16 protein-coding genes and 1 tRNA gene are annotated in these 21,062 nt (G+C 64.4%); 7 read left to right on the forward strand and 10 right to left on the reverse strand.

Annotated features, from left to right (window positions below; all coding sequences use genetic code 11):
* Positions 1–170 precede the first annotated feature (170 nt).
* From MRBLMC3_RS01080 to MRBLMC3_RS01090, 3 genes are all read left to right on the forward strand, one after another.
* Positions 171–2,222 (forward strand): autotransporter assembly complex protein TamA, encoded by a 2,052-nt coding sequence (locus tag MRBLMC3_RS01080; protein WP_363825240.1) that lies wholly within the window; start codon positions 171–173, stop codon positions 2,220–2,222.
* Positions 2,222–6,400, forward strand: a complete 4,179-nt coding sequence (locus MRBLMC3_RS01085) for a translocation/assembly module TamB domain-containing protein (protein ID WP_363825243.1) — start codon at positions 2,222–2,224, stop codon at positions 6,398–6,400. Before MRBLMC3_RS01080 ends, MRBLMC3_RS01085 begins: the two co-directional genes overlap by 1 nt.
* Before the next feature lie 237 nt (positions 6,401–6,637).
* Positions 6,638–7,291 (forward strand): outer membrane protein, encoded by a 654-nt coding sequence (locus MRBLMC3_RS01090; protein ID WP_363825245.1) that lies wholly within the window; start codon positions 6,638–6,640, stop codon positions 7,289–7,291.
* A 136-nt stretch (positions 7,292–7,427) separates the two neighbouring features.
* Here the strand turns inward: MRBLMC3_RS01090 and pyrF are convergent, their stop codons facing one another.
* The 7 genes from pyrF to MRBLMC3_RS01125 are packed head-to-tail and all read right to left on the reverse strand — an operon-like array spanning position 7,428 to position 13,561.
* Positions 7,428–8,102 (reverse strand): orotidine-5'-phosphate decarboxylase, encoded by a 675-nt coding sequence (gene pyrF, locus MRBLMC3_RS01095; RefSeq protein WP_363735244.1) that lies wholly within the window; start codon positions 8,100–8,102, stop codon positions 7,428–7,430.
* Positions 8,099–8,434, reverse strand: a complete 336-nt coding sequence (locus MRBLMC3_RS01100; RefSeq protein ID WP_133651726.1) for a lipopolysaccharide assembly protein LapA domain-containing protein — start codon at positions 8,432–8,434, stop codon at positions 8,099–8,101. Before MRBLMC3_RS01100 ends, pyrF begins: the two co-directional genes overlap by 4 nt.
* Before the next feature lie 30 nt (positions 8,435–8,464).
* Positions 8,465–9,337, reverse strand: a complete 873-nt coding sequence (locus tag MRBLMC3_RS01105; RefSeq protein WP_363825248.1) for an aldose 1-epimerase — start codon at positions 9,335–9,337, stop codon at positions 8,465–8,467.
* 14 nt (positions 9,338–9,351) lie between these two features.
* Positions 9,352–10,764 (reverse strand): sugar porter family MFS transporter, encoded by a 1,413-nt coding sequence (locus MRBLMC3_RS01110; RefSeq protein ID WP_363825249.1) that lies wholly within the window; start codon positions 10,762–10,764, stop codon positions 9,352–9,354.
* A gap of 25 nt (positions 10,765–10,789) precedes the next feature.
* Positions 10,790–11,662, reverse strand: coding sequence for an SMP-30/gluconolactonase/LRE family protein (locus MRBLMC3_RS01115; protein ID WP_363825252.1), 873 nt, complete (start codon positions 11,660–11,662; stop codon positions 10,790–10,792).
* A 4-nt stretch (positions 11,663–11,666) separates the two neighbouring features.
* Positions 11,667–12,425 (reverse strand): SDR family NAD(P)-dependent oxidoreductase, encoded by a 759-nt coding sequence (locus tag MRBLMC3_RS01120; protein ID WP_363825254.1) that lies wholly within the window; start codon positions 12,423–12,425, stop codon positions 11,667–11,669.
* Positions 12,422–13,561, reverse strand: coding sequence for a fumarylacetoacetate hydrolase family protein (locus MRBLMC3_RS01125; RefSeq protein WP_363735237.1), 1,140 nt, complete (start codon positions 13,559–13,561; stop codon positions 12,422–12,424). Before MRBLMC3_RS01125 ends, MRBLMC3_RS01120 begins: the two co-directional genes overlap by 4 nt.
* A gap of 136 nt (positions 13,562–13,697) precedes the next feature.
* Between MRBLMC3_RS01125 and MRBLMC3_RS01130 the strand changes: the two genes are divergently transcribed.
* From MRBLMC3_RS01130 to MRBLMC3_RS01140, 3 genes are all read left to right on the forward strand, one after another.
* Entirely contained in the window at positions 13,698–14,600 is a 903-nt protein-coding gene (locus MRBLMC3_RS01130) for a Ku protein (RefSeq protein ID WP_363735235.1), read from the forward strand.
* A gap of 3 nt (positions 14,601–14,603) precedes the next feature.
* Positions 14,604–17,123 carry a DNA ligase D gene (gene ligD, locus MRBLMC3_RS01135; RefSeq protein WP_363825257.1) on the forward strand — a complete coding sequence of 840 codons (2,520 nt, stop codon included), beginning with the start codon at positions 14,604–14,606 and terminating at the stop codon, positions 17,121–17,123.
* A gap of 109 nt (positions 17,124–17,232) precedes the next feature.
* The gene (locus MRBLMC3_RS01140; RefSeq protein WP_133651734.1) at positions 17,233–17,421 is read left to right on the forward strand and encodes a hypothetical protein; all 189 of its coding nucleotides are present in this window, start codon (positions 17,233–17,235) and stop codon (positions 17,419–17,421) included.
* Positions 17,422–17,626: 205 nt separating this feature from the next.
* On the opposite strand, the gene MRBLMC3_RS01145 is transcribed toward MRBLMC3_RS01140, so the two are convergent.
* Complete coding sequence (locus MRBLMC3_RS01145; RefSeq protein WP_363825260.1) at positions 17,627–18,010, reverse strand: EF-hand domain-containing protein; 384 nt, start codon at positions 18,008–18,010, stop codon at positions 17,627–17,629.
* Between the two features lie 252 nt (positions 18,011–18,262).
* Between MRBLMC3_RS01145 and purB the strand changes: the two genes are divergently transcribed.
* Positions 18,263–19,576, forward strand: coding sequence for an adenylosuccinate lyase (purB, locus tag MRBLMC3_RS01150; RefSeq protein WP_363825263.1), 1,314 nt, complete (start codon positions 18,263–18,265; stop codon positions 19,574–19,576).
* A gap of 49 nt (positions 19,577–19,625) precedes the next feature.
* Here the strand turns inward: purB and MRBLMC3_RS01155 are convergent, their stop codons facing one another.
* Together MRBLMC3_RS01155 and MRBLMC3_RS01160 are read right to left on the reverse strand one after the other, a co-directional pair.
* Positions 19,626–20,672, reverse strand: coding sequence for a LacI family DNA-binding transcriptional regulator (locus MRBLMC3_RS01155; RefSeq protein WP_363825265.1), 1,047 nt, complete (start codon positions 20,670–20,672; stop codon positions 19,626–19,628).
* Between the two features lie 213 nt (positions 20,673–20,885).
* Positions 20,886–20,962 (reverse strand) — tRNA-Pro (locus MRBLMC3_RS01160).
* Between the last annotated feature and the right edge of the window lie 100 nt (positions 20,963–21,062).

The following is a 21,062-nucleotide window of genomic DNA, read 5'->3' on the forward strand; positions in this document are numbered from 1 at the left end:
CTGAACCATTCCCATGTCTGACCCTGGGGTCGGCAGATGCTTTCGACCGGCTCGGAACGAACGGAGGTTGAAGGTCTGCTTTCCTCGCTCCAGGCACAATCGCGCACGGCCTGCCTCGCCATGTTGTTGGGGGCTGGCCATCCGCCCGATAACTGGTCTAGATCAGCGATATGAACATCGGTTTGCGGACCTGTCGCCGCATTTCAGGCCTGCCGCAAGCTGCTCTGCTCGTGCCGCTGCTCCTTCTCCTGCCCGTCGCGCATGCGCAGGAGAAGCCGCAGGCTGGCGCCCAACCCGTTCCCGATCAACCCGACCTCGATCCCGGTCTGGCGCCCATGCCCGACATCGGCGTCGCCTGGCCTGACATGGGGCAACCCGACATCGTGACGCCGATGGTCGAACTGCCGCCGCAGTCCGCCGACGCGCCGCAGCAGGCGACTGCCCCCGAAACCGCCGAGAAGCCGGAGGAGAAAGCGGCCACTTTTGCGGACACGGGGGAGGAGCGCCGCTATACGGTTGCACTGACCGGCGTTGAGGACATTGCCGACGACCAGTTCACGACCCACTTCAACGAATTGTCGGCGTTGCGCCAGGGGGAGGGGAAGCCCGCCAACCTTGCCCAGATCAACCGCCGCATAAAGGAAGACAGCGACCTTCTGGATCGCCTGCTTCGCGCCAAGGGCCATTACGCCGCGCGCGTCCGGGGAGCGGCCGCTGCTCCGCCGGCGGGCAGCGACAGGCTGGCGGTCACGTTCCGCATCGTGCCGGGCGCGCGCTACCTGCTTTCGGCCGTCAACCTGACGGGCCTGGAAACCACGGGCGAGCGGGAGGCGAAATTGCGCGCTGCCTTCCCGCCCAAGGTCGGTGACCCGGTCGATGCCGACGCCATCCTTGCCGGCCAGCAATCCCTGGCGGTCGCACTGGTCGAAAACGGTTTTCCCTTCGGGAAGGTGGAGGAGCCGGAAGTCCGTATCGATCATGAGGAGCGCAAGGGCGACCTGGATATCGTCGTCAATCCGGGCGCATATCGCACCTTCGGCAGGATCGTCATGGCCAATGACGCGCTGTTCAGCGCCCGTCACGTCCAGCGCATAGCTCGTTTCCATCCCGGCGACACCTATATGGCCTCCGATGTCGAGGATCTGCGGCAGGCGTTGATCGCGACCGGCCTGGTTTCATCCCTGACCATGACTCCCAGGGATGCCGGAGACGGGGAGCATGTCGACCTGGCGATCGATGCCCGGCCGGCGCCGCTGCGGACCGTCGCCGGCGAACTGGGTTATGGCACGGGCGAGGGCTATCGTGCCGAACTGAGCTGGACCAATCGCAATTTCTTCCCGCCCGAGGGGTCGGTGACGGTGCGCGGCGTGCTCGGCACGCAGGAGCAGACAGCGTCCTTCACCTATCGCCGCAACAATTTCCGCCGACGCGACAATGTGCTGACGGGCCTGCTGTCCGTCAGCAATATCAAGCGCGATGCCTATGATGCGCGCACCATCACCCTGTCCGGCGTGCTGGAGCGGCAGACCAACATATTATTCCAGAAGAAATGGGTCTGGCGCATTGGCGGCGAACTGATCGCATCGGATGAAGCCGACGCGTTCAGCAACGGCAACCGTCGCACGTTCCTGATCAGCGCCATTCCGTTGAGCCTTACCTATGACGGCAGCGATGATCTGCTGAACCCCAGCAAGGGTTTCCGCCTCGGCGGCCGCCTCAGCCCCGAACTGTCTTTCCAGAACAGGACTTTCGGCTATGCCCGCGTGCAACTCGACGGCAGCGTCTATCAGCCGATGAGCGACCGCATCGTACTTGCTGCCCGCGCCCGCTTCGGCACGATCCTGGGGTCGACGGTTGACCGGATCGCGCCCTCTCGGCGCTTCTACGCAGGTGGCGGTGCGTCGGTGCGCGGTTATGGCTATCAGGCCATTGGTCCCCGCTACGGTCCCAATGACGATCCGGTGGGCGGAAAGAGCCTGGCGGAATTTTCGCTGGAATCGCGCATACGCTTCGGCAATTTCGGCGTCGTGCCCTTTGTCGATGCCGGCAACATCTCGGCCAGTTTCCTGCCGCGCTTTCGGGACCTGCGCATCGGCGCAGGCATGGGCCTGCGCTATTACAGCAGTTTCGGTCCGATCCGCATCGACCTGGGCACGCCGCTCAACCCGCAGTCTGGCGACCCGAAGATCGCGGTCTATGTTTCGCTGGGACAGGCCTTCTGATGGCCGACGAAGCGCCCGAAACGCAGCCGCCGCGTCGCCGCCGCGCCTGGGATGGCCGTTGGCAGCGCTGGGTCGCTGGCGTGCTCGCCGCGCTGCTGCTGATCGTCGCGGGTGCGCTTGCCTGGCTCGACACCGCGCCCGGGCATCGCTTCCTCATTTCCCGCATCGCCAGGATCAGTCCGCCTTCGGGCTTGCGTATACATGTCGACCGGATCGACGGCAGCATTTACCGAAAGGCCGTTCTTCTGGGCGTCACCCTGTCGGATCCCAAGGGGGCGTTCCTTGACGCGCCGCGCGTGGAGTTGGACTGGTGGCCCTTTGCGTGGCTTTCCAACCGGCTCGACATCGACCGCCTCTTCATTCCGCAGGCTACGCTGCACAAGCTGCCGAAGCTCAATCCCAGCGAACGGGAAGGGCCGATCCTGCCCGGTTTCGACATTCGCCTGATGCAATTTTCGGTCGGTCGCCTCACCCTGGAGCGGGGCGTCACCGGCAAGCTACAGCAGGCGACGCTCTCAGGCGATGCCGATATTCGCGGCGGGCGCGCCATTATCGACCTTGCCGCCCGGGTGCTGAACGGGGAGGATGCGCTCAACCTCGCGCTCGACAGCCGTCCTGACGACGACAAGTTCGACCTGGACGTCACGGTGAATGCTCCCAGGGGCGGCGTGCTGGCGATCATGGCGGGCTTGAGGCAGGACGCCAATCTTCGCATCCTGGGGCAGGGAAGCTGGACCCGTTGGGATGGCCGGCTGGCCGGTACGTTGGACGGCGATCCGGCGATCGACCTGCAGTTGACGGCTCGCAGCGGCGCCTATGCGGCCACCGGTACCCTCGAAGGGTCGGCCATGGCAGGGCAGGGCCTCGTCCAGCGTCTTTCCGCGCCGCGCCTTGCCATCCAGGCAAGCGGGTCGATGGCCGACCGTGTCATCGACGGCAAGATCTTGCTCCGTTCCGCCGCCATCCATCTCAGCGCGGACGGCGCCATCGACCTGCGCAACAATGCGCTCGACAACCTGCTGGTCGACGTGAAGCTGGCTCGTCCCCAGGCCTTGCTCAGGTCGATGGGGGGACGGGACGTTGCGGCGCGCGTCCGGCTGGATGGTCCGTTATCCGGCTTCGGCTATGAATATCTGCTCACCGCCAGACAACTCGCCTTCGGCAAGACCGTGATCAACGACGTCCGTGCCGAGGGGAAGGGTCGCAAGGCCAAAGGCGGCGTCGCGCTGATCCCGCTCCATCTGCGTGCCCGCCGGCTCGACGGTCAAGGGCCGCTGGTGGAAGGCATCATCCGGAATTTCGATCTCAACGGCGTGCTGCAACTCAGGAACCAGCAGATCGTCAGCAATCCGATGACGGTGCGGTCCGACAAGCTACGGGGCAAGCTGCTCTTCCTCGCCGACCTGAAATCCGGTCGGTACGACATTGGCCTGGACGGTCAGGTCAGCGGCCTTGCCATTCGCGGCCTGGGCATTGTCGACCTGACCTCGAAGCTGCGCGCTATCCCCGGCGCCAAAGGCGCCTTCTCTTTGAGCGGCGACGCGATGGCGCGGATGCGGCGGCTGGACAACAGCTTCCTGCGGTCGCTGGGGGGCGGCCTGCCCGTGCTGCGCAGCGGCCTGTCGCTGGGTCCGGACGGCCAGCTTCAGTTCACCAATCTCCGCCTTGACGCGCCGCTGTTGAAGCTGGCGGCCAAGGGCTATCGTCGTCGTGACGGCACGTTCCATTTCGAAGGCAGCGGTCAGCACAGAAGCTATGGCCCGCTGCGCCTGATCCTGGACGGCAAGATCGATCGCCCGACGGTTGATGTCGTCCTGCAAAGCCCGCTGAAGGCGCTCGGCGTCACGGACATGCACGCCCATCTGGTCCCCGATGCGGCGGGTTACGGCTTCACGGCGGAGGGCGGATCGACGCTCGGTCCCTTCACCGGCAATGGCGCGATCCTGCTGCCGCCGGGCGGCCAGGCGATCGTCCGCATCGCGCGGGTCAACACATCGGGCGTCAGCGCCAGTGGCGACCTGCGCCCGGTGACAGGCGGGCTCGATGGCGTGCTGAACGTCGGTGGTCCGGTGACCGGTTCGATCGCCTTCGCCCCGGTAAATGACGTCCAGCAATTGAAGCTAGCCCTGACCGCGACCGACGCCAGTTTCGATGGGCCGACCAGCATTGCCGTACGCCGGGGCAAGCTGGACGCGACAATCCTGCTTGACCCTTCGGGTACGACGATCAACGCGACGACGCAGGCGAGGGGCCTGCGCATCGGCGCCGTCCAGATCGGGCGCCTTGCCGCCAATGCCGATCTGGTCGACGGCAGCGGCAAGGTGACGGCCAGCCTTTCCGGCCAGCGCGGCCGCCTCTTCAACCTCAGCGGCGAGGCGCAGGTCACGCCCGACCGTATCCAGATCCAGGCCGGCGGCACCATCGACGAACGGCCCATCAAGCTCAATCGTCCGGCCCTCGTCAGCCGCACGCAGGACGGCTGGCGGCTCGACCCCGCCTCCATCAGCTTCGCGGGCGGTTCGCTCCAGCTTGGCGGTGAACTCAGCGGCGGGACGACCAGCATAGAGGCGCGGTTGCAGAAACTGCCGCTGTCGCTGCTCGATATCGCCTATGACGATCTGGGCCTGGGCGGCACGGCGACGGGCTCGCTCAGCTATGTGCACAGGCGGGGCGACATGCCGACGGGCAAGGCCGAACTGCGCGTGCGTGGTCTTTCCCGATCTGGCCTGTCGCTCAGTTCCCGTCCGGTCGATGCGGGCGTCAACGCGATTTTGACGCACGACCGGCTTGCCACGCGCATGGTCTTCGTGGCGAACGGCCAGACGATCGGCCGCGCGCAGGTGCTGCTGACGCCGCTCGGCTCGGAAGGCTCTTTGGTCGAGCGCCTCAATCGCGCGCCCCTCTTCGCGCAGCTTCGCTATAATGGCACTGCCGACACGCTCTGGCGCCTCACGGGGGTGGAGATTGTCGACATTTCCGGCCCGGTCAGCATGACCGCCGACGCGCGCGGCACGCTGGGCAATCCCGTAATCGCCGGATCGCTGGCAACCGACGCCGCGGCGATCAACAGCCCCGTCACCGGCATGCGGCTGCACGACGTCAAGGCCCGAGGCCGCTTCTCCGGCGCGCAGCTCGTCATGACAAGTTTCAGCGCCGCCGCGCAAAATGGCGGGACGGTTACGGGTACGGGCAGCTTCACCTTCAAGGGCATTGCGGGCGTCGGGATGGACCTGCGCCTCCAGGCGGAAAATGCCGCGCTGCTGGAACGGGACGACATTGCCGCTACCGTGACAGGCCCCATCACGATCATTTCCACGGGCAAGGGCGGCACCATCGGCGGCGACCTGATCCTCAACCGCAGCCGCTTCACCATGGGGCGGGCGGCCGCCGTCGCGCAAATTCCGGAACTGCGCGTGATCGAAACCAATCGTCGCGGCGATGAGCTGGAGCGACCGCGCACCAGCATTCCCTGGAACCTCGCCATCAAGGCGCGCGCCCGCAACCGCCTGACCGTCACAGGCCTCGGCCTGGAGAGCGAGTGGCGTGCCGACCTGGACATTGGCGGCACCGTCACCAGCCCGGCCATCGCTGGTACGGCCGACCTTGTCCGGGGTACCTATGATTTTGCCGGCCGCCGCTTCGACCTCAGGGAAGGAAAGATCCAGTTCGATGGCCGCACCCCGGTCAATCCGACGCTCGACATCGATGCAGAGGCGAATGTCAGCGACCTGACCGCCACCATCCATGTCGGCGGCACGGGCCTCAAACCCGTGATCAGCTTCACCAGCGTGCCCGCGCTGCCGCAGGACGAGCTGCTGTCCCGGATCCTGTTCGGCACATCGATCACCAGCCTGTCCGCGCCCGAAGCGCTGCAACTCGCGTCGGCGGTGGGTTCGCTCCAGGGACAAGGTGGCCTGGATCCGATCAATGCGGTGCGCAAGGCGGCGGGGCTCGACCGGCTCCGCATCATTCCTGCCGACCCGACGCAGGGTCAGGGAACATCGATCGCGGCGGGCAAATATCTGACCCGCAAGACCTATGTGGAGCTGATTACCGACGGTCAGGGCTATTCCGCCACCCGCATCGAATATCAGGTCACTCGTTGGCTGTCGCTGCTTGCCGCCATCTCCACCCTGGGCCGCGAAAGCGCCAATGTGCGCATTTCGAAGGATTATTGAGCGCGGCCGATTGCCGCGTCGATCCGGTGAGGGCGATGAGCGTGGAGCAACGCCGTCACATGCTGATCGACTCATCGCTCCATTGGCTCGATCACGCGACAGACCACATTGTTTCTGTGGCATAAATGACACAAATTCAATTGTTTATCCTGGGTTCATGAAACCTGACGGGACGCTCGCGACTTCATCGTCTTCCCGACTGACAGGGAATTGAGAAGATAAGGTGGAGTATTGAATATGCGTAAGATCCTGGTCGCAACCCTCCTCACCGGCGCAGCGGTCGCGAACCCCGCCATGGCGCAGGACGCCAATCCCACTTTCACCGGGCCGCGCGTCGAGGCCATTCTGGGCTATGATCATACGGGTGCCGGCAGCAGCGTCGACAATGACAATAGTCGCGACGACCAGTCGATCGACGGCCTGCTCTACGGCGTGGGTGCCGGCTATGACGTGAACCTTGGCAGCGCCGTGGTTGGCGTCGAGGGTGAATTTACCGACTCCACCGCCAAGAGCAGCCGCACCGACCCGACCGACCAGTTCGGCTTCGGCCGCGTCAAGCAGGGCCGCGACCTCTATATCGGCGCGCGCGCGGGTATTCTCGCCAGCCCCAACACGCTGGTTTATGTGAAGGGCGGCTACACCAATACGAAGCTGGACGTGCTGGCCGGCAACACCAATGTGGAGACCGACACCAATTTCAAACTGGACGGCTGGCGCATTGGCGCGGGCGTGGAACGCGCCCTCAGCGCCAACAGCTTTGCCAAGCTTGAATATCGCTATTCCAAATATGAGGATGCGCATATCGACTTTGCGAATGGTACGACGACCGATGAATTCGGCATCGATACCGACAGGCACCAGGTCGTCGCCAGCCTGGGTTGGCGGTTCTGACTGGGAAGGGCGGGAGGGGCTCAGCCCCTTCAAGCCGCCTTTTTTCGAGAGCCTGGAACCGGCAATCGGAAGCAGGCATGAAAAACCCTCCCCACGCCTTGCGCGGGGAGGGTTTCCTGTCAATCGCGCCTTGCTCTTAAAGCGTCGCCTCTATCTCGCGCGCGGCGATGTCGGGATTGTCCGCCAGGCTGATGGGCCGCCCGACCACCAGGATCGAAGCGCCTCGGTCCAGCGCCTCGCGCGGCGTCACTGCGCGCTTCTGGTCGCCCATGGCGCCGCCCGCCGGCCGTACGCCCGGCACGACGAAGAACCCATCGGGCCAGGCCTTCTTCGCCAGCGCAACCTCCTCGCCGGAACAGACGATACCATCCAGCCCCGCGCTGCGCGCCAGGTCAGCCAGTCGCGCCACCTGATCCTCTGCCCTGCCGCCAATGCCGATATCCAGCAGATCGCCATCATCCAGGCTGGTCAGCACGGTCACTGCAACCACTTTCGTATTCACCCCGGCCGCCGCCTTCGCATTTTCCAGCATGGCGCGTCCGCCCGCGGCGTGGACGGTCAGGATCGCGGGTTCCAGCACATGCAGCGCCTGCACCGCCTTGGCGACGGTGTTCGGAATATCGTGCAGCTTCAGGTCAAGAAAGATCGGTAGGCCGAACTTCATCATCTCATGAACGCCATGATGGCCATGGGCGCAGAAAAATTCGAGGCCCAGCTTCAGCCCGCCGACATGATGGCGCACCTGCTGCGCAAGTTCCTGGGCCTTGCGCAGGTCGGGCGTATCGATGGCGACATAGATCGGGCTGGTCATGCTGGTCCTGTGCTGGAGAGGGTAGGAGAGGCGGACGTGTCGTCCGCAACGGCGAGGGACGATGAAAGGGGGTGAGAGGGCGCAGTGGTTGCCGCGACGAGAGCGCGCTCCGTGTTTTCCAGCTTGCGCTTCATCCGCCACCGCGTCGCACGCGCCATGATCCAGAAGGGCAGCGCTCCCAGCAAATAGGCGCCGATCAGCAGGACCGGCAGCTTGGTTTCCATGACCAGGTCGCCCCAGAGGTTCACTTCCACGCGCGTGTAATTGGCGACGCAGAATAGCGCGAGGGCGACGGCGATGACGACCCAGAAGGCAGTCCGCAGAAATTGCATCAACGCTCCTATAGCTGCTGAGCGCGCAGCTTAGGCGATTTTGTCGCGCTGCGGAAGCACCTCGTCGGCCTGAGAGACGGCGATGCGCAGGGAAAGCGTCTTTTCCGCGCCTGGTTCGATGCTTTCCATGCCGCCGGGGCGGTTGACGGCATCGGGCATGTGGGTGACCGGCTCAAGGCAGAAATGGCCTGAGAGAGGCGGCCGATAGACATGGAACCAGCCAGCGCCCACCGCGCTCAGCAGGATTCGCGTCCCGTCTCCCCGCTGGATGGCGGCGCTTCCGTTCCAACCGCCATAGACATTGTCGATCAACCTGTCTCCCCGCACCGGCGCGCTGGCGGACCAGTCGCCCAGCGCATCTGCCGCAACCTCCTGCACGGGCAGCATGTCCGCCGTGGCAAGCCACAGCAGGTCCGCCTGGAATTGAAGCGATGTGCCTTCATCTGCCTGGAAATAGGGGTGAAAGCCAAGGCCCGCTGGCATGGGCGCATCGCTGATGTTGCGCAGCATCAGCCGCATCTCGATCGCATTGTCCGACAGGGTGAAATGCTGCTGCGCCTCATAGGCCCAGGGCCAGCCGTCCTGACCGCCATGATGGTGCGTCAGATGTGCGCTGTTTTGCGTAAGCGCCTCGACATGCCATGCGCTGGTCCAGCCCAGGCCGTGGATGCTGTGCGGATGATCCCCGAAATTGAGCGGCAGCCGCACGTCGCCACCGCCGAAACGAAACCGGCCATGGGCGATGCGGTTGGTGTAGGGCACCAACGGAAAGTTGGCCATCTGCAATGGATCGACATTGTTCGTGGCAGCGGGCCGCAAAATGTCCGCACCCGCGAAGCGTACCGCTGCCAGCGATCCACCGACGGCGGGGGCGAGCACGGCTTCCGCCGCGCCCGCCTTCAAGGTGATCAGGCCGGTCAGCCGACCATGTCCTCAAGCTCGCGACCCTTTGTTTCATGCACCAGGGCGCGAACGAAGAAGAAGGAGATGGCTGCGAAGAAGGCATAGCCGGTATAGGTGATCGCAAGGCCGGGCGACACCGCCAGCGCCGGAAAGCTGACGGAGATCAGCGCATTGGCGATCCACTGGGCAAAGCCGGATACGGCAAGGCCCGATCCCCGGATCTGGTTGGGGAACATCTCGCCCAGCATGACCCACATGATCGGACCCCAGCTCATGTTGAAGAAGATCACGTAGAGATTGGCGGCAACCAGTGCGATCACGCCGTTATTGCCGGGCAGCGTCACCGCCCCGCCTGGCGCAGTGACCGCCGTGGAAAAGGCATAGGCGACAGTGGCCAGCGTCACCGCCATCCCCGCCGATCCGATCAGCAGCAACGGCTTGCGCCCGATCCTGTCGACCAGCGCGATGGTGGCAAGGCAGGCGCCGATCGACAGCACGCCCGACAGGATGTTGGTCTGCAGCGCATAATCTTCGGAAAAGCCCACGGCTTCCCACAGCGTCGCCCCATAATAGAAGACGACGTTGATGCCGACGAGCTGCTGGAAAACGGCCAGGCCTATGCCGGTCCAGACGATGGGGCGGATCTTGCCGCTGGCCTTGTCGACCAGGTCGCTGAGCTTGGGCCGGTGATGGTCGGCGGCCAGGCTGTCGCGGATTTCCACCACCTTGCGCGATGCGGCCTCCGCACCGAACAGGCGCGTGAGCACGGCATGGGCGCGCTCTTCCTGACCGCGCGCCACCAGATAGCGGGGGCTTTCCGGGATGACCAGCAGCGCCAGGAAGTAGATCGCGGCCGGAATGGCCTGGAGCCAGAACATCCAGCGCCAGGCCGGAAAGTCCAGCCACAGCTGCGCCGTCGATCCGCCAGCATAGCGCGCCAGAACGAAATTGGCGACGAACGCGCCGGTCAGGCCGGAGATGATCATCACCTGCTGCACGCTGGACAGCCGGCCGCGCACCGCAGCGGGCGTGACTTCGGAAATGTAGACCGGGGAGATCACGCTCGCCGCGCCCACGCCAAGGCCGCCGATGATGCGCGCGATGATGAAGATGGCGGACGATCCCGCCGCACCCGCCAATAATGCGCTGAACAGGAAAAGCACGGCCGCCAGCATCATCACGCCGCGCCGCCCGATCAGGTCGGCCATGCGCCCGGCCAGAAATGCGCCGACGGAGGAGCCCACCAAAATGGCGCCGACATTGACGCCGATCCCCAGCTTGCCAAGGTCGAAGGCGCTTTCCAGCCCCTTCTGCGTGCCGTTGATGACGCCGCTGTCATAACCGAACATGAAACCGCCGATGGTCGCGACGGCGACGATGGCGGCGATGAAAGCCATATTGACCTTCTCGGCACTCCCTTCCGACATTCCTGCTCCTCCTCCGATTTATATTCTAAATGGTTGCGATATGGGATGTGTGGCCGCGTACGCCGGGATCGAAAGCGAAAAGATCACCCGCACTGGGCTGCGCGACAAGCTGGTCGTTCGTCAAGCCCTTCCGCGCAGTGGTGGCGTAGGCGACCGACAGGTCAGGCCCGCCAAAGGCGATCTTCGTGACGTTGGCGACGGGAAAGCGGACCTCCGACATCAGCTTTCCGGCCGGATCATAGCGCCGCGCGGCCCAGCCGGCGAACAGCCCCGTCCAAAGGCAGCCTTCCGCATCGATGGTCGGGCCGTCCGGATAGCCGGCGCCCTCCTCTATATCCACGAACGCAGCCGTATCATGCAGCGTGCCGTCGGTGGCGATCCGCGTCCGCCAGATTCGCTTGCCGAGCGTATCGGTGTGATAGAGCAGAGTGCCGTCGGGCGAGACGGCAGGGCCGTTGGTAATGGAAACGGGGCGCAGTCCACTTTCGGTCAGCCGCCCCTGGTACAGGCGGTAGAAGCGCCCCTCATCGGCCTCTTCCCCATCGTCCATCGACCCGAACCACAGGCCGCCGGCCGGATCGACGGTGGCATCGTTCAGTCGGTTTCCGGGCCGGTCGGCCTCCGGCGCATGGAGCAGGGCGAAGCTGCCGTCGTCCGGATCGAAACGATGCACACCGGACTGGAGCCCGGCCGCGAAGAGGCCGTCCTGCGTCGGCAATATCCAGCCGACCTGCGCGGGCGCATCCCAACTGCGCGCCACGCCCAGACCGGGATCGAAGCGATAGATGCGCTTCTCCTTGATGTCGACGAACCAGAGGGCCGCTTCCCGCGCCACCCAGACGGGGCCTTCGCCCAGCGTTGCGCCGATGGCCAGCACGCTTTCCGGAACGCTGCCCATGGCTTCAGCGCCAGCCCGCGTCGATGAAATAATCATGCCCGGTACACATGCGGGCATCTTCGGACGCCAGGAACATGGTCAGCGCCGCCACGTCAGCGGGCAGGATCCGTCCATCCAGGCATTGCGCGGCGACGATCTCCGCCTCGCCTTCGGGTGTGTACCATTTCATCTGGCGCGGCGTCTTCACATTGCCGGGAATGATGGTGTTGACGCGGATATTGTCGCGTCCCAGATCGCGTGCCAGGCTGCGCGTCAGGCCTTCGATCGCCGCCTTGGCTGTCTGGTACAGCACCAGGTCGGGCAGGGCGAGATGCCAGCTTATCGACCCGAAGTTCAGTATCACGCCGCTGCCAGCGCGCTTCATCGCGGGCACCACGGCCTGCGCTGCGAAGAAGAGGTGGCGCAGGTTCACCGCCATCCGCTCCTCCCAATAGGCGGGCGTCACTTCCTCTATGCTGTGACGGTCGTCATTGGCCGCATTATTGATCAATATGTCGATGCCGCCAAGCTGCTCCTCGACCGCGGCCATCATCGCCTGCACGGCTTCGATGTCCCTGAGGTCGCAGGGATGGAAGGCCGGCGCGAAATCCGCATCCTTCAGCCGTTCGACGAGCGCCCGGCTTTCCTCTTGCGCAATATCGCAAAACGCCACGCGGGCGCCCTGCGCGGCAAAGGCCTCGACCAGGCCTTCGCCGATTCCGCTGCCGCCGCCGCTGATGAAGACGCGCTTGCCCTTCAGGCTGGGATAGACTGCGCCGCTCATGCGAGGAGGCCCCTCTTGGAAAGATTGGCCATCAGCGCCGCAAGGCCGAAGCTCCAGGGCGCCGCCTCCTTCGATGTCACGACCCTGTTCACCAGCCTGCCCAGCCGGGGAGTGGAAATGGCGACGCTGTCGCCCACCTTGTGGGTAAAGCCGTGCCCCGGCTCATCCCGATCCTGCACCGGCGCGAACAGCGTGCCCAGGAACAGCGCGAAACCGTCAGGATATTGATGTTCCGACAGCGTCTGGCGCACCAGCTCCAGCGGATCACGGCTGATCTGGTTCATGCTGCTGGTGCCTTCCAGCCTGTAGCCCTCCGGGCCATCGATGGTGAGTTCCACCACTGCGTCGCGCACATCGTCGATGGTGAAACCGCCGTCGAACAGCCGGATCAGCGGCCCCATGGAGCAAGAGGCGTTATTGTCCTTCGCCTTGCCGAGCAGCAGGGCAGAACGCCCCTCGAAATCGCGCAGATTGACATCGTTGCCCAGCGTGGCGCCGACGGCCTGCCCATTCGCGCCGACGATCAGCACGATCTCCGGCTCCGGATTGTTCCAGGTGGAATCGGACCGGATCCCGATCTCTTCCCCCGCACCAATCGTGGAGAGCACGGGCGCCTTGGTGAATACCTCGGCGTCGGGACCGATCGCGACCTCCAGATATTGCGACCAGAGCCCGTCTTCTATCAGCGCCTGCTTGAGCGCCGCCGCTTCGGTAGAGCCCGGCTTGACCGCGCGGATAGACCCGCCGACCCGGCCCTCCAGCCGCGACCGGATGTCGGCCGCCGCGCCTGCGTCGCCACGCGCCCGTTCCTCGATCACGCGCTCGATCGCGGACAGGGCAAAGGTCACGCCGCACGCCTTGATGCATTGCAGGTCGACGGGGCTCAGCAGCGGCAGGTCCAGCGCGCCGAGCGCGCCCAGCGACACGCCCTTTGCCGCGCCGAAGCCGGAAAGCCCTTCGGTCGGCAATATGTCGATCAACTGCGATACCGTGGGGGCGGCGCGGCTCATGTCATAGGCGATACCACCCTCGACCAGCAGGGGCGTCGGGCCTTCTGCCGTTTCCACGCGGCCCAGAAACAGGCCGGACCGCCAGTCGGCGGGAAGGCAATCGAGCAAAGTGGAGACCCCCGGCATTATCGACTCCTAAGACAATAGGTTATTGATAGCGCTACCAACATGACTGGCGGCGGAAGTCAAGGGTGCTGGGGTGGTACACCGGGAACTGCGTCTTGATCCGCGCATTTCCCCTGGAAAAGGAGGCAGCACGATCATGGCCGCTCGCGCATATTGGCAGGGGCAGATTCGCCTGGCGCTGGTGTCGATTCCGGTGGAGATCTACGCCGCCACGAAATCCGGCGCGCAGATCGCCTTCCACCAGATCCACCAGCCTAGCGGAAAGCGGGTCCGGTACGAAAAGACGGTGCCAGGACTTGGTCCCATCGATCCGGATGACATCGTCAAGGGCTATGAGGTGGCGAAAGGCGATTATGTGCTGCTGCAGCCCGACGAGATCGAGGCAGTCAAGCTGGAGAGCAAGAAGACGCTCGAACTCATCCAGTTCGTCGACGCGAGCGAGATCGACGTGCTCTATTATGAACGACCCTATTATGTCGTCCCCGCAGACGATCTGGCCGAGGAAGCCTTCATAGTCCTGCGGGAGGCGCTTCGGCGGACGAAGAAGGTCGGGCTGGGCCAGCTTGCCATGCGGGGACGGGAATATATCGTCTCCTTGAAGCCTTGCGGCCGGGGCATGGTGCTGGAAACGCTGCGCTATGCCGATGAGGTGAACCGCGCCCAAAGCTATTTCCGCGATATAGAGGATGCGAAGCCCGATAGCGAACTGCTCGATCTGGCCGAGACGCTGATCGAGAAGAAGACCGCGCCCTTCAAACCCGACAGTTTTCACGATCGCTATGTGGACGCGTTGGAGCGCCTGATCGAAAAGAAGAAAAAGTCGAAGGGTCGCCGTATCATCGAGGATCAGGAGGAAGGCACGGCCGCGCGCGGCAGCAATGTGATTGACCTGATGGCGGCGCTCAAGAAATCGGTAAGCACGGGCGCTTCCGGGGCGGGCCCGAAACCGGCGGCGAAGAAAGCCCCCGCCGCCAAGGCTCCCGCAAAGGCTGCGGCGCGAAAGGCGCCTGCAAGGCCGGCCAGCCGAAAACGGGCCTGAGCCATGGCCAATGCTGATCCGCTCAGCGCCTATAACCGCAAGCGCGATTTCACTCGCACCCGGGAGCCCGCGGGCAGGCGGGGGCGCAGCCAGGGCAACAGCTTCATCGTGCAGAAGCATGATGCGACTCGCCTGCATTACGACTTTCGCCTGGAAATGGACGGCGTGCTCAAAAGCTGGGCGGTGACGCGCGGCCCCAGCATCGATCCCGCCGACAAGCGGCTCGCTGTCCGTACGGAGGATCATCCCCTGTCCTATGCGACATTCGAGGGGACGATTCCCAAGGGGGAATATGGCGGCGGCACCGTCATGCTCTGGGATGAGGGTATATGGGAGCCGATTCCCGGAAAGAGCGCCCGCGACCTTGAAAATGGCCATCTCCACTTCATCCTGCATGGGCATCGGATGCGCGGCGAATGGCTGTTGATCCGGCTGAAGCCGCGGGGCCGGGAGAAGGGCGAAAACTGGCTGCTGCGCAAGGTCGAGGATGGCCATGCCGGCAGCGCGGACGATCTGACTGCCCGCAACCTGACCAGCATCAAGAGCGGACGCACCATGGCGGAGATCGCAGCGGGTGCGCCGGCCACATCGCTGAAGGGGAAGAAGGGGAAGGCATTTGACGCGGCCATGGCGCAGGCGGATCGCGCCGTTCCCGTCAAGCGGCGCGCTCTGTCGGGAAAGACTGGGCTGGGAAAACGAGGGCCGGGAAAGAGTGGCCTGCCAGCCTTTCGGCCGCCGCAACTGGCGACGCTGGTCGACGCCGTGCCGACGGGCAATGGCTGGATGCACGAGATCAAATATGACGGCTATCGGTGCCTGGTTTCAGCATCCGGCGAGCATGTCAGGATGTTCACCCGATCTGGTCTCGACTGGACGGATCGGTTCGCACCGCTTCCCGCGGAAATAGCAGCGATGAACCTTCCGGGCGCCCTGATCGACGGAGAGATCGTTGCGCTAGACAGCGGAGGGAACCCGGATTTCTCCACGCTTCAACAGGCCTTGAAGGGGGAGGGGAAGGCGCCGTTGCACCTGTTCGCCTTCGACCTGCTCCATCTGGACGGGCAGGACCTAACCGGCATGCCCAATGTCAGCCGCAAGGAAAAGCTGGCCGCCCTCCTGGGCGACGGTTCCGCGCATGTCCATGTCGGGGACCATGTGGTCGGGGCAGGCGAAAGGCTGTATCAGGCGATGTGTGACGCAGGGCAGGAGGGCATCATTTCCAAGCGTGCCGACGCTCCCTATCGGGGTGCACGCACGAAGAACTGGTTGAAGGTCAAATGCACCTGCCGGCAGGAATTCGTCATTGTCGGCTGGACCCCCAGCAGCGCGACCGGCCGGTCCATCCGCAACCTGCTGCTCGGTCAGCGGGAAGGAGCTGGGCTGGTCTATGCGGGGAAGGTTGGCACGGGGTTCAACGCCGCCAACAGCGCCGGACTGATCGCGCTATTGGGCAAGCGGGAGCGCAAGACCGCCGCGCTCCCTGTGCCGCGCAGCGAAAGCAGGGGCGCCCGATGGGTCCGACCCGATCTGGTGGCGGAAGTCGCCTTCGCAGAATTCACGGCGGACAATGTCGTCCGACATGCCAGTTTTCTGGGTCTTCGCGAGGACAAGGCAGCCAACGAGGTTGAGCGCGAGGAAATGATGGAGATACCCGAAGCCCAAGGCTCGATCCGGATCAGCAATCCCGACCGGCTGATCTTTCCGGAGGCGAAGATCAGCAAGGGCGAACTGGCCGATTATTATGCGCGCATGGGGAGCGTGATGCTGCCCTGGATCGCCTATCGGCCCATCAGCCTGGTTCGATGTCCGCAGGGCCGAGCGAAGAAATGCTTCTTCCAGAAACATGACAGCGGCAGTTTCGGCGACCATGTCAAACATGTGCCGATCCGCGAGAAGGAAGGGAATGAGGAGGATTATCTCTATATAGAGGATGGCGACGGCATATTGGCCTGCGTCCAGATGGGCGCGATCGAATTTCACGGCTGGGGTTCGAGCATCGCGGATGTCGAGCGGCCGGACCGCATGATATTCGACCTCGATCCGGACGAAGGGCTGGACTTCAAGGATGTGAAGAAGGCGGCGCGGGACATTCGGCGGACGCTGGAGGATCTGGGCCTCACCAGCTTTGCCATGTTGTCGGGGGGCAAGGGCATTCATGTCGTCGTGCCGCTGAAGCCGCAGGCGCAATGGCCGGAGGTCAAGGATTTCGCCGACCGCTTCGCCCGCGCTCTTGCCGTCCAGGAACCGGATCGCTTCACCGCGACGATGAGCAAGGCGAAGCGCAAGGGCCGCATCTTCATCGACTGGTTGCGCAATCAGCGCGGCGCGACGGCGGTGCTTCCTTATGTGGTGCGCGCCCGCGAACATGCCTCCGTCGCGGCTCCGGTCACCTGGGACGAACTGGACGGGATTGAGAGCGCGGCCCACTTCACCGTGAAGGATGTCGCACTTTTGCTGGATCGCCAATCCTCCCGAAACCTGCGCGGCTGGGGCGAAGCGCATCAGGTGCTGCCGTCGCATTAGGCGCGCAGCGTAAATTCTGGCCGATCCAGCCCGGCGCTGGATACTCTGACGGATTTTCGCCGCATCCGCCTTTTCTGCGCCGACGCTTTGTTGCATATCGGGAATCACCATGACGAAGCCGATCGAAGAAGCGCCCGAAAGCGGCGCGGCAACCCCTAGCTCCACCACCGCCAAGCCCGACATGGCTTCCGCAGCGCGCAAATCAGCCGGCAAGGCCGTCTGGATGGGGACGGCCGTCGGAATCGGATCGGCTGCGATCGTCGCGGCGCTGCTCTACGCGAACAAGAAGCGCGGCTGACGCATTGCGCGGGAAAGCGGGAACGGTTTTCCGCTTACAGTGGCGCGACAGAAAAACAGGAGCGCCCGACCTGCGTCATATCTGACGCAGCATGCCCGCATGCCCTGCAAATGGCAAAAAAAAGAGGCGGCATGGCCTTCGCTCCATGCCGCCCCATGATGCGACCCTCACGGGGCTCTGTCCCGCCTGGGCGGGCTATTTTATCCTATGCGGCGCCGCCGCTGAGATAGACGATCAACTCCGGTTTGCTGATCGTCGCGCTCTTGTCGGTATCGGCGGTGACGAACGCGCCGTCGGCCCAGGCGGTGACTTCTGCGGGGGGAAGGGATTTTCCGGTCGCCTTCAGTTCCTGATCCTTCAGCGCCACCATCCAGCGTGAAAATTCCGCCTTGTCGAGCTGCCCGTCATGATTCTGGTCATAGGCGGGGAATTCCGTGTCCACGATCGACGCCACCGCGTCGCCCGATGTCGCAGGCTGCGCCTGTTGTCCTTCCGGCGCGGCGGGAGCCGTCTGCTGGGGCGCGGCCGCCTGCGCCCATGCCGATGGCGCAACCAAAAGGGCGCTCGCCAGAAAAAATGCGCGGATCATCACCTGCTCCACATCCACCGTCTGATGTCATCCTGGACAATAGCCAAATAAAACATGTGGTTCCTGAATTTTTGTTCATGTTGCACCACTGGTCTTTCGATTCGTATCGGTTCGCCGCCGATGCTGCGATTAATGGGATGAAGTACGGGAATTCAGTGGGTTCCATTCCGCCTTTCCGGCTGATTTGCCCCCGAAAGGCGCTGCTGCTAGGCCGCGCATCGACTTTCAACTCATGCACGCAGGATTCGCCCGATGGTTCCCCGTTATGCCCGCCCGCAAATGACCGCCCTCTGGGAGCCGGAGGCCCGCTTCAAGATCTGGTTCGAGATCGAGGCGCACGCGACAGAAAAACTGGGCGAACTGGGCGTGGTGCCGCCGTCCGCCGCCAAGGCGCTGTGGGACTGGTGGGCGACAAATCCCGCGATCGACGTGGCCGCCATCGATGCCATCGAGGCCGTGACCAAGCATGATGTCATCGCCTTCCTAACCTGGGTTGCGGAGCAGGTGGGAGAGGAAGCCCGCTTCATGCATCAGGGCATGACCTCCAGCGACGTGCTGGACACCTGCCTTGCCGTGCAACTGAGCCGCGCCGCCGACATCCTGATCGACGATCTCGACAAGCTGCTGGAGGTCATCAAGCGCCGCGCCTATGAGCATAAGCTGACGCCCACCATCGGCCGCAGCCATGGCATCCATGCCGAGCCGGTCACCTTCGGCCTGAAAATGGCCGAGGCCTATGCGGAGTTCAGCCGCTGCAAGGCTCGGCTGATCTCGGCTCGGGCCGAGGTTGCGACCTGCGCCATTTCCGGCGCGGTCGGCACATTCGCCAATATCGACCCGCGCGTCGAGGAGCATGTGGCCGAGAAGCTGGGCCTAGCCATCGAGCCGGTGTCGACGCAGGTCATTCCGCGCGACCGTCACGCGATGTTCTTCGCGACGCTGGGCGTGATCGCCTCCTCCATCGAGCGGCTCGCCACCGAGGTCCGCCACCTTCAGCGCACCGAGGTTCTGGAGGCGGAGGAATATTTCTCGCCCGGCCAGAAGGGCAGCTCCGCCATGCCGCACAAGCGCAATCCGGTGCTGACGGAGAATCTGACCGGCCTTGCCCGCATGGTCCGCAGCTATGCGCTGCCGGCGATGGAGAATGTGGCGCTCTGGCATGAGCGCGACATCAGCCATTCGTCCGTGGAGCGCTATATCGGGCCCGATGCCACCATCACGCTGGACTTCGCGCTGGGCCGCCTGACCGGCGTCATCGACAAGCTGTTGGTCTACCCTGAGCGGATGATGAAGAATTTGGACAAGATGGGCGGCCTCGTCCACTCGCAGCGGGTGTTGCTGGCGTTGACCCAGGCCGGCGTGAGCCGCGAGGACAGCTACCGCTATGTCCAGCGCAATGCGATGAAGGTGTGGGAATCGGACGGCCAGCTATCTTTGATGGAATTGCTGAAGGCGGATGCGGACGTGGCGGCGGCGCTCCCGGCCGAGCAGATCGAGGAGAAATTCAACCTCGACTATCATTTCCGTCAGGTCGACACGATCTTCCGCCGGGTGTTCGGGGAATAGGGATCGCGCGGGCCCGGCACGTCATGCCGGGCCGTCCTTCTCGAAGGATTCAATGCGGAACGGCGTCCGATTGCCGCCGGACCAGTTCATAGTCGAGCAGCAGATGAGCGGGCGTTTCGTCCGACTTGCCCTTGCGCGCCCTGATCCGCTTCACCAGCAATTCGACGGCCGCGCGCGACATGGCGCTGATCGGCTGGCGGATGGTGGTCAATTCCGGCCAGATCGTGGTCGCCAGCGACGTGTCGTCGAAGCCGCAGACGGTCAGGTCGCCCGGCACGTCCAGCCCGCTGCGATGGGCAATGGCCACGGCTGCCGCCGCCATGTCGTCATTGCTGGCGAAGATCGCGGTCGGAGGCTCGGGCAGCGCCAGGATCCGCTCCGCCGCATCCAGCCCGGAGCGGTAGGTGAAATAGCCCTGCTGGACCAGCGTCTCGTCCGGCGTGATGCCCGCTTCGACCAGCGCGTCGCCATAGCCTTCGAAGCGGCGCCGGCTGGCGCTCTGGTTCGGGTGGCCCTTGATGAAGCCGATGCGCCGATGCCCAAGCGCGATCAGATGGCGCATCATCGCCAGTGCCGCCGCATGATCGTCGATGCTGACGGCCGACATGTCGGCGGGCGCTTCGCCCGTGGCGACGGCGACCGCCACGATGTCCGCCGCCTTCAGCGCATCCTTCATCGCCTGGTGGTCGCACAGCGGCGGCGGCAGGATGACGCCGTTGATCCGGCCGCGCAGCAAATGCTCGACGACCGTGTCGACGGCGGTTTCCTCGTCCCATTTCTCCACCACCAGATCCACGCCGCTGCGGCTGGCCTGATCCAGGCTGCCGACCAGGAATTCGCTCAGATAGGAAGCCGACGGGTTGCTGTAGAGCAGGCTGATGCGGGTGTCTTCCCCGCCCGCCAGGCTGCGTGCGGCGGCGCTCGGCGAATAGTTGAGCGCGGCGATGGCCGCTTCCACCTTTTCCCTGGTGGCGCTCCTTACGATCTGTTCACCGTTGATGACCCGCGACACGGTCATGGGCGACACGCCCGCATGCTTGGCAACATCATTGATGGTAGGGGCGTTGCGCTGCCGCCTAGAGCTTCTCGGTTCCATGCGCGTAATGGTAACGGGAAGCTCGACCGATACTAAGCAAAATCCGCCATCATGCCTGCGCACCGCGTCAGATTATGTTCCTGCGCCGGTTATGGTCGCTCGCGCCCAGCAAGGCCACAGGCGGACGCGCTGGCGATATGGCGCAGGTCAGAGACGGATTTTGCTGTGACAGCATGTGGTCGCGGAGAGTCGCCGATTTTCTGATAGAAATATTGGTCGGGGAGAGAGGATTCGAACCTCCGGCCCCTGCCTCCCGAAGACAGTGCTCTACCAGGCTGAGCTACTCCCCGACCGATGGCGGGTCCGTTTAAAGGCGGTCCCGCCGGGCAGGCCGCAGCCTATAGAGGCGGCTTTTCCGGCTGGCAAGCGGCCGACGCGTTTTTTTTGGGG

Source organism: Sphingobium sp. LMC3-1-1.1 (assembly GCF_040676285.1).
GTDB lineage: Bacteria > Pseudomonadota > Alphaproteobacteria > Sphingomonadales > Sphingomonadaceae > Sphingobium.